The sequence below is a fragment of the Anaerohalosphaera lusitana genome (assembly GCF_002007645.1).
Classification (GTDB): domain Bacteria; phylum Planctomycetota; class Phycisphaerae; order Sedimentisphaerales; family Anaerohalosphaeraceae; genus Anaerohalosphaera; species Anaerohalosphaera lusitana.
This window is the reverse complement of the sequence record NZ_CP019791.1, coordinates 2001907-2015455: the sequence shown is the minus strand read 5'-3', so window position 1 is coordinate 2015455 and position 13549 is coordinate 2001907. Positions and strand designations below refer to the sequence as shown.

Here is a 13549-nt window from a genome sequence, read left to right as displayed (position 1 = left end):
GTCACTATAAGACTGTTGACTACACTTTCTCGCGAATCGAATCGATCATCCTGGGCACTACCTGATTGAGATCACCAACGATCTTGTAGTGTGCAACCTTGAAGATCGGAGCGTTAGGATCCTTATTGATAGCGATGATCTTTTTGCTGTCGCTCATACCCGCAACGTGCTGGACCGCGCCGCTGACTCCGACAGCGATATAAAGGCTCGGCCTTACAGTCGTACCTGTCTGGCCGATCTGGTGATCGTGGTCGATGAAGCCAAGGTCGACTGCCGCACGGGTAGCTCCGGGTGCAGCACCAAGACAGTGTGCCAGGTCCCAGATCTTCTTGAAATTCGCCTTGCTGCCTACGCCTGCGCCGCCGGTAACGATCACTCTTGCGCCTTTGAGATTGACCTTCTTCTCTTCAATGTGCTGGTTGATGATCTCAAGAGCCAGATCCTGCGTGCCCAGGTGAGCCTCGTCGCGAACTACTTCCACCTTGCGGTTGCCGTCGGGTTCTGGCATGGGCATAACGCCTTCGCGAACCGTCGCCATCTGCGGCCAGCGGTCGTAGTTGATAATCGTAGCGATAATGTTTCCGCCGAATGCGGGTCTGATCTGGAACAGAAGGTCCTTGTGAACCTCGCCCGTGCGTCTGATCTCGTGGTCGCCGATCTGCAGATCGGTACAATCAGCGGTTAGACCAGCTTTGGTGGCGCTTGCAACACGCGGAGCCAAGTCCCGTCCGCAAACTGTCGCACCGCAAAGGAATACCTGGGGCTCATACTTGTGTATCAGATCATGGATAACTTTCGTATAGCTGTTGGTCTGGTAATGTTCCAGCAGCGGGTTCACAACCAGATACACCTTATCGGCGCCGAAATGGCCGAGCTTCTCGGTCAGACCCTCGGCCTTTTTATCGCCAAGCAGAACCGCTGCCAGCTTTACGCCGAGCTGATCGGCAAGTTCCCTGCCCTTACTCAGCAGCTCAATTGCTACATCCTCCAGATCGCCTTCGCGCTGTTCTGCAAAGACCCAGACTTCTCCGCTTCTATTAACTTGTATCATGCCTGTATCCTTATTGTCATGCATTTATCAATAACGAGGCAGCCTGCATCCTTTATAATAGTTTGCATTCGCTGCCGTGAAAGCCTGCTGCTCCTCAGCTAGGCGATCGTGTTATCTTCGATGAGTTCGTGTACCATATCAGTAATGCCCTGGTCGGTGGCCTCGACATCTTTTGCGCCTTTGGCCGCCAGCACAACGCTTTGTATTCTGTGAACCTTTGTCGGAGAACCGTCTCGGCCGCACCACTGCAGGTCCGCAGCGAGGAAATCCAGATCCCACTGCTTGATAAGAATGCCCTTGTTTTCAAGCTTGGTGACCTCGGCGTTCACAGCATTATTGAACGCTTCGTCGTCCATATCGGGATTCTCGGCACGGATCTGCTTTTCGACGTCTGCCTTGCTCATGGCGTTCTTGTATTTCATCATGCGATGAGCCACGTTGACGCGGGGTTCGTTGGCTTCTTCGACAACCGTCAGCAGTACGGGCAGTTTGCCGCGTACTTCCTGCCAACCGTTTCCAAAGGAACGCTTTGCAGCTATGCGGTCCTCTTCAAGCTGGAGAAGCTTTTCAACGTATGTGATCTGTGCGACGCCCAGCTTTTCAGCAAGCTGAGGACCGACCTGCGCGGTGTCACCGTCAATCGCCTGTCTGCCGCAGAGAATGATATCCGGGTCGAGCTTTTTGACCGCACAACTGAGAATGTAGCTGGTCGCCAGCGTGTCACTGGCCGCACACCTTCTATCGGTTACGAGTATAGCCTCGTCGGCTCCGCGATAGAGTGCTTCTTTGAGAACAGTGCTGGCCGTGGGAAGGCCCATGGTTATAGCGGTCACCTTGCCGCCGAACTTATCCTTAATATCTAGAGCAAGCTCCAGGGCGTTGAGATCCTCTGGGTTGAAAATCGCCGGCAACGCGCCGCGATTTACAGTACCGTCTGGATTCATGGCCTCACCCGTGATACGTGTCGTATCGGGCACCTGCTTAACAAGTACTACACAATTATATGCCACCGGACATCTCCTTGTCTGACAAATTACATCCTATATACACAATTTTTTCCTGCTGAGTCGCGTTAGTTTAGCCCAAATGAAAGTCAAGTCAAACAAAAAAATCACTCTAACTGGGCAATAGGCCACTTCCTAGCTATACATACCTATTTACATCTGTTCTTACGTGCCCCGCTACTGCCTGGGTGTGTCAAACCTGCGGGCATTTTAGCAAAATGTGGGTAATTCTTGGATTTATCCCCTTGCAATAGCCCAACTTTCCTAGTATTTTACCCATCTATTCAAATCCAAGCCGTTTTAACGCTGTATTCAGCGATATATAATATTGATCAGGCGTCTGTAGCTCAACTGGATAGAGCATCGGTCTACGAAACCGAAGGTTTCAGGTTCGAATCCTGACAGACGCGTTCTTCTTTAGTCATGTGTGTGGTTCAGTGGGGACGAAAGGTTAAAATGGCAGATTTCTTGCAGTCAATTCTCGATCGGGCAGCATCACTAAACAAAACAGTCGTTCTGCCCGAAGCTAGCGATGAAAGAACACTCCAGGCAGCGAAAACTATCTCTGAAAAGAAATTTGTCAAACCCGTACTGATCGGAAACGTTGATAAGGTCACCGCAAAGCTCAAAGAAATGGGCGCAGATACGGAATTTATCACCGTGGTTGACCCCGCAACCAGCCCAAAGAAAGAGCAGTATGCAGAACTGTTCCACGAACTGCGAAAACACAAGGGCATGACCGCGGATAAGGCGGCAGAGATCATCCAGGATGAAATTTATTTTGCTACAATGATGGTTAAGGCTGGCGATGCGGACGGCCTGGTGGCAGGTGCCGCACATTCCTCTGCCGACACGATCCGCCCCGCTTTGCAGATCATCAAGGCTCGCGAAGGCGTGAAGACTGTTTCGAGCATGTTTTTCATGGTCTTCCCGGACGCGACTTATCTGTTCTCGGATTGCGGGCTGAACCAGGACCCCAACGCTGAGCAGCTTGCCGATATCGCGGTTGCGACCGCTCAGACGGGCCTGCAGTTCGGTTTCGATCCGAAGGTGGCTATGCTTTCCTATTCTACTAAAGGATCGGGAACCGGCCAGGGAGCGGAAAAGGTCGTAGAAGCGACGAAGCTTGCCAATGCCGCGATCAAAGAAAGATTCGGCGACAAAGTCGCGATCGACGGAGAGCTGCAGTTCGATGCGGCATTCGTTCCATCGGTAGCCGAAAAGAAAGCACCAGACAGCCCGCTCAATGGAGAGGCCAATGTGTTCATCTTCCCTGATCTGGGTGCGGGCAATATCTGCTACAAGCTCACACAGAGGATGGCCGGCGCTGATGCATACGGCCCCGTCCTGCAGGGACTGGACAAGCCCGTCAACGATCTTTCGCGCGGCTGCACTGCGGACGACATCGTGGCGACTGCGGCGATAACCGCAATCCAGGCCGAGGGCTGATCATCCATGCCTGCCGACGAGCTTCGTCGATTCGTCATCCAGAAACACACCCGTCCCGGCGATACACATTGGGATTTCATGCTTGAATCTGGCCAGTCGCTTCTTACGTGGAGGCTGCCTGAGTGCCCCGCCGAGCTGGCAAAGTCACCTGACTGCCCTGCCGTGAAAATATTCGACCATCCGCTCCGGTTCCTGACTTATGAAGGGCCTGTGAATCAGGGTACGGGAGATGTCAAGATCGAAGAGGCAGGGACATGCTTGTTTCACGAAAATCGAGCCGGCCTTATTTCTTTCGAATTGCACGGGGAACTGTTAGATGGACAGTTTGAGCTTCGCAGACAGGAAGATGATCGCTGGCTCTTGAAGAGGCTGGGCCCGGGACGTTAGCTACTTTCTGAACTTCGGGATGTCCGGCTCGATGTGCACCATGATGTTGACCGGTCGACTGATCTGTTCGTGCATGTCGGCTTCAAGCTCGTCTGCAATGTCATGCGCTTGTTCGACGTTCATGTTTGGGTCGATCAGGATATGCATGTCCAGGAATATCTCTCTGCCGACATTTCTCGTTCGGAGCTTGTGATAGCCCTTCACCCGCTCATCCGAACTGACCACATGTTCTATCTGCTTAATGGTTTCACCGTCAACCGCCCTTTCAGCAAACTCTTCGAGGCAGTCCCTGATCACTTTCGCAGCAACCCAGATGATCATCAGACCCACCGCGATAGTTGCGACCTGGTCGGCGTACTCGTAGCCCGCTCGAAACGCGACAAAACCAATAACCACCGCGATCGAGCTGAGCGCATCGCTGCGATGGTGCCAGGCATTTGCGTACAATGCAGGGCTGTGAACTCTCCGGGCAACCTTCCGGGTGATCCGATAGAGCAGTTCCTTAGCAATGACGGAAAGGATGGCCGCCCACATAACAGAAATGCCTATCGGCTCGATATTTTCATGACCCAGATGCACACGGTTTATCACAACGCTGGCCTGATAGATCATTCCCGCACCGACAAGTGCCAGAAAAATCGCAACAAACATCGCGGAAAAAGTCTCAAGTCTGCCGTGACCATAAGGGTGTTTGGGATCCGGTTCTTTGGCCCCGAAGTGGGCACCTAGCAAGACAGCAAAGTCGGTAACCATGTCTGAAACTGAATGCACGCCGTCAGCAACAAGAGCGAGCGAACCGCCTATCCAGCCAATGGAGACTTTAACTATTGCAAGTCCGAGGTTTGCCCATATACCACCCCAGGTGACCTTGCGGATGCTCGCATTAGCACTGTTGATCTTGTGCGCGTCCATTAACCAACGATCTTATCTCTGATAGCGTCCACCTTTTCTACATATCTCTTTGCCGCTTCAGGTGTCTCGGTCTCCACGATCAGTCGCATGACAGGTTCGGTGTTGCTTGTCCGCAGGTGTACCCAGCCGTCGCTGAAATCGAATCTGCAGCCATCAACCGTGTTTATCTCTGCGTCCGGAAACGCCTTTTTGGCTTCTTCAATGATAGCGGCTGCCTGCTGTTTGTCAGCCTCAAATTTACTCTTTTCGACGTGATAAGCGCCGATTTCCCCAACCAGCTCACTTACGGTCTTACCGGAATCAGCCATCAATTGCAGCACCAGCGCCATACCGACCAGACTGTCGCGAATCGGTCCAACGCGCAGGTCTATAATGCCGCCGTTGCCCTCACCGCCTATTATGCAGTTGTTCTTTATCATAGCGTCGGCAACATTCGCCTCGCCCACTGCGGTACGGATCACCTCGCAACCGAGCTCACCTGCCACGTCGTCTATCATGCGGGAAGTGGAGAGATTCGCGGCCGTCTTGCCCTTCATCTTGCCGAGCACCTGCTTCGCACAAAGGGCCAGCGTATACTCTTCGCCGATGTAAACACCATTTTCGTCTACGATCGCGAGTCTGTCCGCGTCGGGGTCCTGCGCGAACCCGATATCCGCGCCGGCTTTGGTGATCTCGTCGCACAAGCCGACAAGATTCTCTTTCGTAGGTTCTGGCGTATGAGCGAAGATGCCGGTCGGTTCCGCGTTGATCGCCGTAACCTCACAGCCCAATTTATCCAGCAGCATTCGGCCAGCCGTTCCGCCGGCGCCGTTCACACTGTCCAGCACTGCCTTGAAATTGCGGGTTGCGATCGCATCGGTGTCCACGATATCCAGCACCTTACCTACGTGCAGATCATGAGTTTGCACGTTACGACTTACCGCACCGCATGCGATACTGTCGACCAGATTGAACTGCTGCTTTTTGTAAACTTCAATTATGCTTTCAGCCATATCCTTGGGCGGCGCGACGCCTTCGGAGGTCAAAAGCTTTATGCCGTTGTATTCTATTGGATTGTGTGACGCTGTTATGACAACACCGCCCACACATTCCAGGTGGCGAACCATCAGCCCAACGCCCGGCGTGGTGACGATACCAAGATCGATCACATCGATGCCGACCGAACACAGGCCCGAGGCGACCGCACTGAAAATCATCGAGCCCGAAACTCTGCTGTCCCGGCCGATACAAACCTTCATGTCATCCCTGTCAAACTTTTCCTGCAGAAATGTCCCGAATGCGCAGCCGTAATCCACTGCTGTGTTGGCGTTGAGGTTTTCTCCAATGATACCCCTCATACCGCTGATGCCAAGTATAAGTTCTCTAGCCATAGTTCTCCTCAGAATTTACGTGATTTCTCCAGCACATCCGCCAGCTTACCCACAAGATCCTCAACTTCGCTGTCCTTGAGTGAAAGGATTTCCTGCAATGCCTCGCCGATGGGCGGCAGATATGTCTTGATGTAGCTCTGTTTTTTCAGTTCCTGCTTGATCCGACGCTGCTTACGGATATGCGTGCCAAGCTTTCGGCCGCACTCCTGGACCGCCAGTTTGATTTCCTTGATTATTTCCGGGTAATGGGCTATCGCCTCCTTACTCTCGGAAGTGAACGGCACCCAGACGGACGCGATGTGTACCATCAGAACCAGAGGCCCCCTTGGCAATGCACCTTTGCTCTGGCTCAAACCGTAATTGCGCCAGTTCGTCTCAACCACGGACTTGAACACGGCACCCGCAGACTGCTGATACAGCAGCGGAACTCGGTTGGCGATGCGCTTGAGCTGCATGATCGGCTGCTTGTCATCGTCGTCACTGTCGTCGGTCTCACCCTTGAAACCGTAGGCAAGTGCGGCTTCGATGATGAAAGGATTGCCGCGGTAAACTGCTGGCTTTCGTGTGCAGCTTGCGTAGAAGTCTGCGTCCACTACACGCTCGAGACCTTCGATAAGGTTCTCTTCACCGATCGGTCCGATACAGTCGGTGGGCGGGGCCATGATCTTGGTCTGCCCGATCTCCTTGTGCAGCTTCTCAGCCTGCTGCAGGGTTATTTTAGAGGGTTTAACGCTGAGCAGCTTCGCATTCTTGCATATCTTTCGTGAAAGGGGCTTGCTCACCCTGCTGAAATCCTTGTTCAGAAATTCAGGCAGACTTTTGCCCTTCGTGTCTCGCGCCATTTTATAAAGCATACCCAACTCGACGCCATACGGGTGAGGCTTGATCTCGACAGGCATAAAAGGCAGCTCGTCCGTTTTTCGCGGGAACTCGTATGTATTGCCGTCCGGAGCGTTATAAACAAAACTCACGTGGGGATTCGCCATCGCGGTCTGTTCGATGTACTCGTCAACGGACTGCTTGCCCCGCAGATATCGCCCTTCCATGGTTATCGAAACCGCTGTGCCGGTGGGCAATTCGAAATCACATTCCTCGTCATACACAATATCAGGGCGATTCTTTGACGTATCGATCTGCACATGGCAGTGATAGGCGGGCTTGTTCTTGTTGGTTCGGCTGACAACCTGCACAGGCTCACCCGTGGTGATCAGGCCATACATACCCGCGGCACTGATACCGATACCCTGCTGGCCGCGGCTCATCTTCAGCCGATGGAACTTACTTCCGTAGAGAAGCCTTGCGAAAATATTCGGCACCTGCTTTTTGACGATACCAGGCCCGTTGTCGGTAACCTTGAGTACGAATCGATTGTCGTAATTCTCCACCTGCTCGATGGTAACCCTGATCGAAGGGAGAATATGGCCTTCTTCGCAGGCATCCAATGCGTTATCGACAGCTTCCTTCACGGCCGTCAGAAGCGCCTTACGCGGATTGTCAAATCCGAGCAGGTGCCTGTTCTTGGCAAAAAATTCACTGATGCTGATATCGCGCTGCTTGGTCGCCATGCTCTCAGCGGTGGCCGCAACGCTTTGTTTGCTTTTTCTGCCGCGTCGCTTGGTCTTGGGTTTTTGCGCAACATCCTGTTGCTGCTCAACGGCAGTCTCTTCGCTTCCGAAATTGAAATTCATTTGTTCCTTTGCAGCACTTCCTTTTGCCGACATAGCTTCTGACTCCTGACCGGACGATCAGCCCTTCCGGCATACTATTAACAATCAAGGTTTTACAGGCCAGTCAAAAATAAAAACGGCCGGACTCCTGAGAGCCCAGCCGATGTGATCTTTTACTGATCGCGTACCTGGTTCAGGGCGTTCTTGATCTCGCCGCCTGTCAGAGCGTCCGCGAGAATTTGTGCAGCCTCAACTGCAACCTGAACCTGTGCCTCTGCAGCACTTGCGCCGAGGTGAGGCGTAACCAGACAATTGTCAATATCCTGGAAACGCTTGTTCTCAGGCGGCTCCTGCTCAAATACGTCGAGTGCGGCACCTGCGATCTTACCCGCTTCAAGCGCGTCATACAGATCATTTTCGTTTATGATGCCGCCGCGAGCACAGTTCACTACCCGTGCGGTGGGCTTCATCATCTCAAACTGATCTTTGGCGATCATATCTGTAGTGTGCTCATTCCTTGGCACATGGACAGAAATATAATCCGCTTCCTTGAAGATATTGTCAAGGTCATCAACTACCTGGACACCCAGTTCTTTCGCTTCATTCGGCACCGCGATCGGATCGTAACCGAGAACCTTCATGTCGAAACCGGTCGACATCTTTACAACCGCCATGCCGATCCTGCCAAGTCCGATCACACCCAGCGTCTTCTGGTAAAGCTGGTTACCCATATATTTCTTACGATCCCACGCACCGGCTTTGAGGCTGTTGCAGGCAGGAACGGTGTTACGGCTCAGCGCCAGCATCAGCGTCATTGTCTGCTCAGCAGCAGCGATCGTGTTGCCGCCGGGGGTATTCATTACAAGCACGCCATTGTTTGTGGCAGCAGGGATATCGATGTTGTCTACACCGACCCCGGCCCTTGCGACACCGCGAAGCTTATCGGCACACTCGAGGACCCTGGCGGTGACCTTGGTGGCACTTCTTACGATAATTCCATCGTACTCTGAGATACATTCACACAACTCATCTTCACTCATGCCTGTTTTGACGACAGGTTTGATTCCATCGATTGATTCCAGAAGATCGATACCTTCTTGCGCCAACTTGTCAGCAATGAGAATTTTTACCATTATCAACTCCGAAAAACATCATTAATAAAATTACCAGTTATACGCTTCATCTCGTATGTCACTTACTTTCATTTCGTCCCTTGGGCAATCAAAGAGCCGGTTCGTTATTGTCCGGGCCGTAGCGGCTGCCAGCCTTTGTACTGCGGAATCCCTGTTGGTGTCCAGTTCCACGATCGCGTCCACGGGCTCGCCTTTTTTGTCAGGCCAGACAATGGTTCCGGTATCGCTGTCGAACAGGACACTGCGTGAAAGCAGAGAGCCCCTATAATAACTCTCTTCAGTCATCCCGTAAAGCTCATAATCCTCGATAAGCACGTATAAAACGAGCCCCGCACCGAGCTCCTTGCCAACTTCGGCTGGCGTCATGAGGCTGAAATCGTCCCGATTCTGTCTCAAATAATCTATACCCCGGCGAGAGACTATGTTTGTTGATTTTACCCCGGTTCGGCCTATCAGATAATTCTCGAATGTCTGGGCAACGCTCCTTCGGAAGGTCAGGCCGACGTTGGCTCCGCTGACCTCGTCTACGAAAACGAGTATTTTGCGGTCCTGCTGATCCTTGATCCTGTATTCCGCGGGTATTTTCTGCTCATGCCACGTTGGCGACGCCAGAAAACCTAGTATAGTGCAGCCGCCGTTAGGTATCGCAATGACCGCGAGCAACAGGCACAAACAGATTGTTGAGGCAGTTCTCATATAGACCTCATTCACTATAAACTAAATTCCTCTACACTTTCAAAAACACATAACCGCCGCTCTTGTCATCGATTCGCCAGGTCCCGGGCCAGCGTCACGGCCCAGCCGCAGGCCAGCACGAAAACCAGAAACAGAACCGAATACGAAACCAGTCGACCGAAGGTGTTTGTATCGAGCAGCCTGAATTTTATCCCCAAAACAGCAATAATCAAAGAAATTCCGCCTATTAAGGCCGCAAAGCTGAACAGAACCCCTCCCGCAGGCTGGACCCTAAAGGCTTCGAGTATATGCCCTTGCACAAATGCTTCACCCGAGCGGGTAATATAGCAGCCAGGGCACGGTATGCCGAACTTTTGCTTGAAACCGCAAACGCCGGTGATGGCGCCGACCTCGATTCGATCGGTCGCACCGAGCCATAGCAGGTAGAACCCTCCAATAACCGCGAAAAACACCGCCGCAGCGGCAATCCTTTCACCTATTGAAGCTTTTGAGAACCTTTTTATTAAATTTGTGTGTTGGCTTGGGCTCATTCTTGCGTTAACATAGGTAATCAGCTAATCAAAGTCAAGTTGAAAGGATTCCGACGCATGGAACACGCGTATCTCAGCAGGCTCCTTGAAGTGGCAACAGTGGCGGCTCGACTTGCGGGCCAGCGTGCCATGGAAGAGATCAAGTACACCAAGACCAGCATCAAAAACGAAAATGAGATAGTAACGTCGGCCGACCCACTCTGCCAGCGAATTATCATCGACCGCATACAGGAGACTTTCCCGGACCACGGATTTATCGCCGAAGAAGGAGATGACGGGAGCATGCTCTTTCTCGCCCCTCGAACCCGCGAACCGATCTGGTGGGTGATCGATCCCATCGACGGCACAGCGAATTTCTCGCACGGCATACTGCATTTCACCGTTTCCGTGGCAGCAATGCACAACGGCGAGCCGGTGGTTGGAGCGGTATTCGAACCCTCGACCGACTCGATGTTCACAGCCGTCAAGGATGACTATGCTCAGCTTAATTATTCGCGTATAGGCGTAAGCTCGGAGAAGATGTCGTCATTTACAAGCGTTGCGATCGACAGCCATTTTCCCGACTCGGCCCTGTCATCCATAAACGAACTCATGCAGAACACCAGATTCAGGGCATTGGGTTCAGCGGCTCTGAATTTGAGTTATGTAGCGAACGGAGGGCTGGTTGCAGCGCTGGCTTCGACGGCAAAGATATGGGACATCGCGGCTGCGGCACTGATCGTCGAATGCGCAGGGGGCAAAGTGACGACACTTGCGGGAGAACCGCTGTTCCCGATGGACCTGGACAAGTACGAACCTGCCGAAGTTTCAATTCTTGCTTCGAACGGCAAGGTGCACAAAGAAATTGTGGATATGTTCTCAGATTAGAGCAAAAATACTATTTTTGCAAATAAAGGCTGTAACGGCCGAGCAACAAATGCGTCATTAAAAAGGAAAAGTTCAATATTCTATTCAGGAGACTGCAATGATGCCCAAAATCAAAACTACTTTAATCGGGTTGATAGCCCTGTGTGTCTGTATTTCGTCAATCGCGGTCGCAGACTACCTGAGCGATCAGACGCTGAAGCTGGCGCGGGATCGTCAGGTGAAAAAGAAAGAGGCCCAGCCGCGAAACTCTTATATCGAAAAAATACGAACCAGCCAGACTACCGCAGCAGTCGCACAGCCGCAGCAGGAAGAACCTGAAACCGCTCCACGTGATCCGCAGCCAGTCAACGCGGAACCAGAAGTTGTCAGCTCTGACGATCAACTGCTGAACATGCTGCCTGCCGACAGTGTGTTCTGTCTGCGGATCAACAATTTCAACAACGCCCTTTCAATGCTCGATCAGTACCTGATGGGTGTCTCCCCCGTTCCGGTCGGCACTATGGCTCGCCAGCAACTTGGCTCGCTGCTCGGAACGCCTATGCTGCAGGGAGTCGACACCAACGGCGACTTTGCCCTGCTCGTAAATGCTCACCAGCAGTTCGGCATACTCGTCCCAGTAACAACTTATGACGCATTCATCAACGCTAATCAGAACGCAGGCGTACCCGACGAGAACGGCATAGCACAGATAACATCACCCATGATGCAGGGCAGTGCCATCTATGTCATGCAGGTGCCCGGCAAGAGTATGGCAATGATGACGATCGGCGTTCCCGAAAAGCAGGCCCTGCTCGACCTCGTCAACTCTCTGTCCGGCGAGTCGCTGGCATCAAACCTGACCGGCAGTGAACAGAAAACCGCGACATCTCAGAATCTCTGGGCCTACCTGAACATGCAGGCCATTAACCGCAACTTCGGGCCGATGCTCGAGATGTTCAAACAGCAGGCTCTCGCCGAAATGCAGAAGGATATGACGGGGCAGCCAGGTATGTCCAATGTGCAGCCGGATAAGGTTATAGAGCTGTATTTCGACATGGCACAAAAACTGCTCCAGCAGAGCGACAGCATCACACTTGGTCTGGAATTCACTCCCGACATCATGAAAAAGCACATCACATACACGGCTCTTCAGGGCTCAGATGTCGCTGAGATGCTCACAAAAAATCTGCCTGTAGAGCCGGGCTTTAAAATGCTGAAATATTTGCCGGCTGATCAGGCAGTCAAAATGGCCGCTAAATACAATCCGCAGACTTTCGAAAAAATAAACGTCAGCATACTCGAAATGCTCAGCGAAACACTTCTTGCGGATGACTCTCAACTTGCCGAAGAGCTCAAGCAGATGGCTGTGGATTCTGCCCAGGCAATGGGCAATGAATTGGCCTTTACATTCAGCTATACGTCCGGGCAGCCGCCTTTTGAGCTGGCATATGTGATCAAGAACGCCGACACTGCGGCTTTCAAGAAACTAACACAAGGCTCAGGCGAACTGATTACGCAGATGTATGAAGCCATGGGTCTTCCGCTGTCTGTTGACATTTCTTTGCAAGAAGACCAATTTACCCACAAAGATATCGCCGTTGATAAGATCCTGTTCAATCTTATTTTCGACGAATCTGAAATGGAGGGACAAGACACCCAGATGCTCCAGCAAAGCATCGATGCAATGTATGGTGATTCGCTGGTTTACAATGTAGCGTCCACTGACGATGTGATGCTGCTGACGATGGGTCCTGAGGGCGAGACCCAGATGAAGCAACTGATCGACAAAGTCACCGGCATGACCACTATGGCGCTTGCCCCTGATATCGCGGTAGCTTACAACAACATAGAAAACATCGGCTCAGCGGACTTTATCGGATCCGTAAATATAATCCGCATAATGAGCGGCCTCGGTGAAATGATGCAGTCAATGCAGGGTCAACTCGGCCCGGCCGCTGGAATGGGCACCATGTTCGCCGAAAGCTTTAACTTGCCGACCAACAGCGCGTTCGGTTTCGGCGGCAGCATCGACAACGGACAGGTCAACATAACAGGAGTCTATCCAAAGCAGCACCTTATGGAAGTCATGGCCGGCTTCATGCAGTTCCAGCAGCAGATGATGCAAATGCAGATGCAGCAGATGCCTCAGCAGAACGGAATGGGCGGACAGTCAGAACCTTTTGAAATGGAGCCGTTCGGCGGATCAGAGGACGCTGAGATCGAGTTCAAGATGGATTCGCAGCAGGACAGTGTCAGCATCGAGATCGTCGGTGAGCTTTCGGACGCACAGAAGGACGCCATTAGTGAAGACATTAAGAAGATCATCAAACAAGATGCAAGCTGGCACTCCATCGGCAGCAGCACGATGAACGGCAGGACAACCTACACCGTTTCGCCCGTAAAGGATATCAACGCTTTCGCTGAGAAGATTGAATTCGGCGAGGTCCAGTCAATTCAGGACGGCAAGATAACGGTCAAGATTCAGAACTGAAACTGACCAACTG

Annotated in this window: 12 protein-coding genes and 1 tRNA gene; 5 read left to right on the top strand and 8 right to left on the bottom strand. The window is 52.3% G+C overall.

Annotated elements, in window-relative coordinates:
• Positions 1–19: 19 nt before the first annotated feature.
• Together STSP2_RS08245 and STSP2_RS08240 are read right to left on the bottom strand one after the other, a co-directional pair.
• Positions 20–1051 carry an electron transfer flavoprotein subunit alpha/FixB family protein gene (locus STSP2_RS08245; RefSeq protein WP_146661624.1) on the bottom strand — a complete coding sequence of 344 codons (1032 nt, stop codon included), beginning with the start codon at positions 1049–1051 and terminating at the stop codon, positions 20–22.
• 98 nt (positions 1052–1149) lie between these two features.
• Positions 1150–2061, bottom strand: a complete 912-nt coding sequence (locus STSP2_RS08240; RefSeq protein WP_146661622.1) for an electron transfer flavoprotein subunit beta/FixA family protein — start codon at positions 2059–2061, stop codon at positions 1150–1152.
• Positions 2062–2391: 330 nt separating this feature from the next.
• Between STSP2_RS08240 and STSP2_RS08235 the strand changes: the two genes are divergently transcribed.
• The 3 genes from STSP2_RS08235 to STSP2_RS08225 all read left to right on the top strand — a co-directional run bounded on the left by STSP2_RS08235 (position 2392) and on the right by STSP2_RS08225 (position 3891).
• A tRNA-Arg gene (locus STSP2_RS08235) sits at positions 2392–2465 on the top strand.
• Positions 2466–2511: 46 nt separating this feature from the next.
• Positions 2512–3504, top strand: coding sequence for a phosphate acetyltransferase (pta, locus tag STSP2_RS08230; RefSeq protein ID WP_146661620.1), 993 nt, complete (start codon positions 2512–2514; stop codon positions 3502–3504).
• Between the two features lie 6 nt (positions 3505–3510).
• On the top strand, positions 3511–3891 hold the full coding sequence (locus STSP2_RS08225) for a DNA polymerase ligase N-terminal domain-containing protein (protein WP_146661618.1): 381 nt from the start codon (positions 3511–3513) through the stop codon (positions 3889–3891).
• Here STSP2_RS08225 and STSP2_RS08220 read toward each other — a convergent pair whose 3' ends face one another.
• The 6 genes from STSP2_RS08220 to STSP2_RS08195 form a co-directional block, all read right to left on the bottom strand.
• Positions 3892–4803, bottom strand: a complete 912-nt coding sequence (locus tag STSP2_RS08220) for a cation diffusion facilitator family transporter (RefSeq protein ID WP_146661616.1) — start codon at positions 4801–4803, stop codon at positions 3892–3894.
• Positions 4803–6173, bottom strand: a complete 1371-nt coding sequence (glmM, locus tag STSP2_RS08215; RefSeq protein ID WP_146661613.1) for a phosphoglucosamine mutase — start codon at positions 6171–6173, stop codon at positions 4803–4805. The genes STSP2_RS08220 and glmM overlap by 1 nt, the downstream gene beginning before the upstream one ends.
• A gap of 8 nt (positions 6174–6181) precedes the next feature.
• The gene (locus tag STSP2_RS08210; protein WP_146661611.1) at positions 6182–7894 is read right to left on the bottom strand and encodes a DNA topoisomerase VI subunit B; all 1713 of its coding nucleotides are present in this window, start codon (positions 7892–7894) and stop codon (positions 6182–6184) included.
• A 119-nt stretch (positions 7895–8013) separates the two neighbouring features.
• Complete coding sequence (locus STSP2_RS08205) at positions 8014–8973, bottom strand: hydroxyacid dehydrogenase (RefSeq protein WP_146661610.1); 960 nt, start codon at positions 8971–8973, stop codon at positions 8014–8016.
• A gap of 30 nt (positions 8974–9003) precedes the next feature.
• Positions 9004–9669, bottom strand: a complete 666-nt coding sequence (locus tag STSP2_RS08200; RefSeq protein WP_146661608.1) for a hypothetical protein — start codon at positions 9667–9669, stop codon at positions 9004–9006.
• 65 nt (positions 9670–9734) lie between these two features.
• Positions 9735–10121 carry a DUF2752 domain-containing protein gene (locus STSP2_RS08195; RefSeq protein WP_169853079.1) on the bottom strand — a complete coding sequence of 129 codons (387 nt, stop codon included), beginning with the start codon at positions 10119–10121 and terminating at the stop codon, positions 9735–9737.
• 135 nt (positions 10122–10256) lie between these two features.
• On the opposite strand from STSP2_RS08195, the gene STSP2_RS08190 reads away from it, so the two are divergent.
• Positions 10257–11066: an inositol monophosphatase family protein gene (locus STSP2_RS08190; protein WP_146661604.1), complete on the top strand. Its 810-nt coding sequence runs from the start codon at positions 10257–10259 to the stop codon at positions 11064–11066.
• A gap of 97 nt (positions 11067–11163) precedes the next feature.
• Positions 11164–13536 (top strand): hypothetical protein, encoded by a 2373-nt coding sequence (locus STSP2_RS08185; protein ID WP_146661602.1) that lies wholly within the window; start codon positions 11164–11166, stop codon positions 13534–13536.
• The last annotated feature ends 13 nt before the right edge of the window (positions 13537–13549 follow it).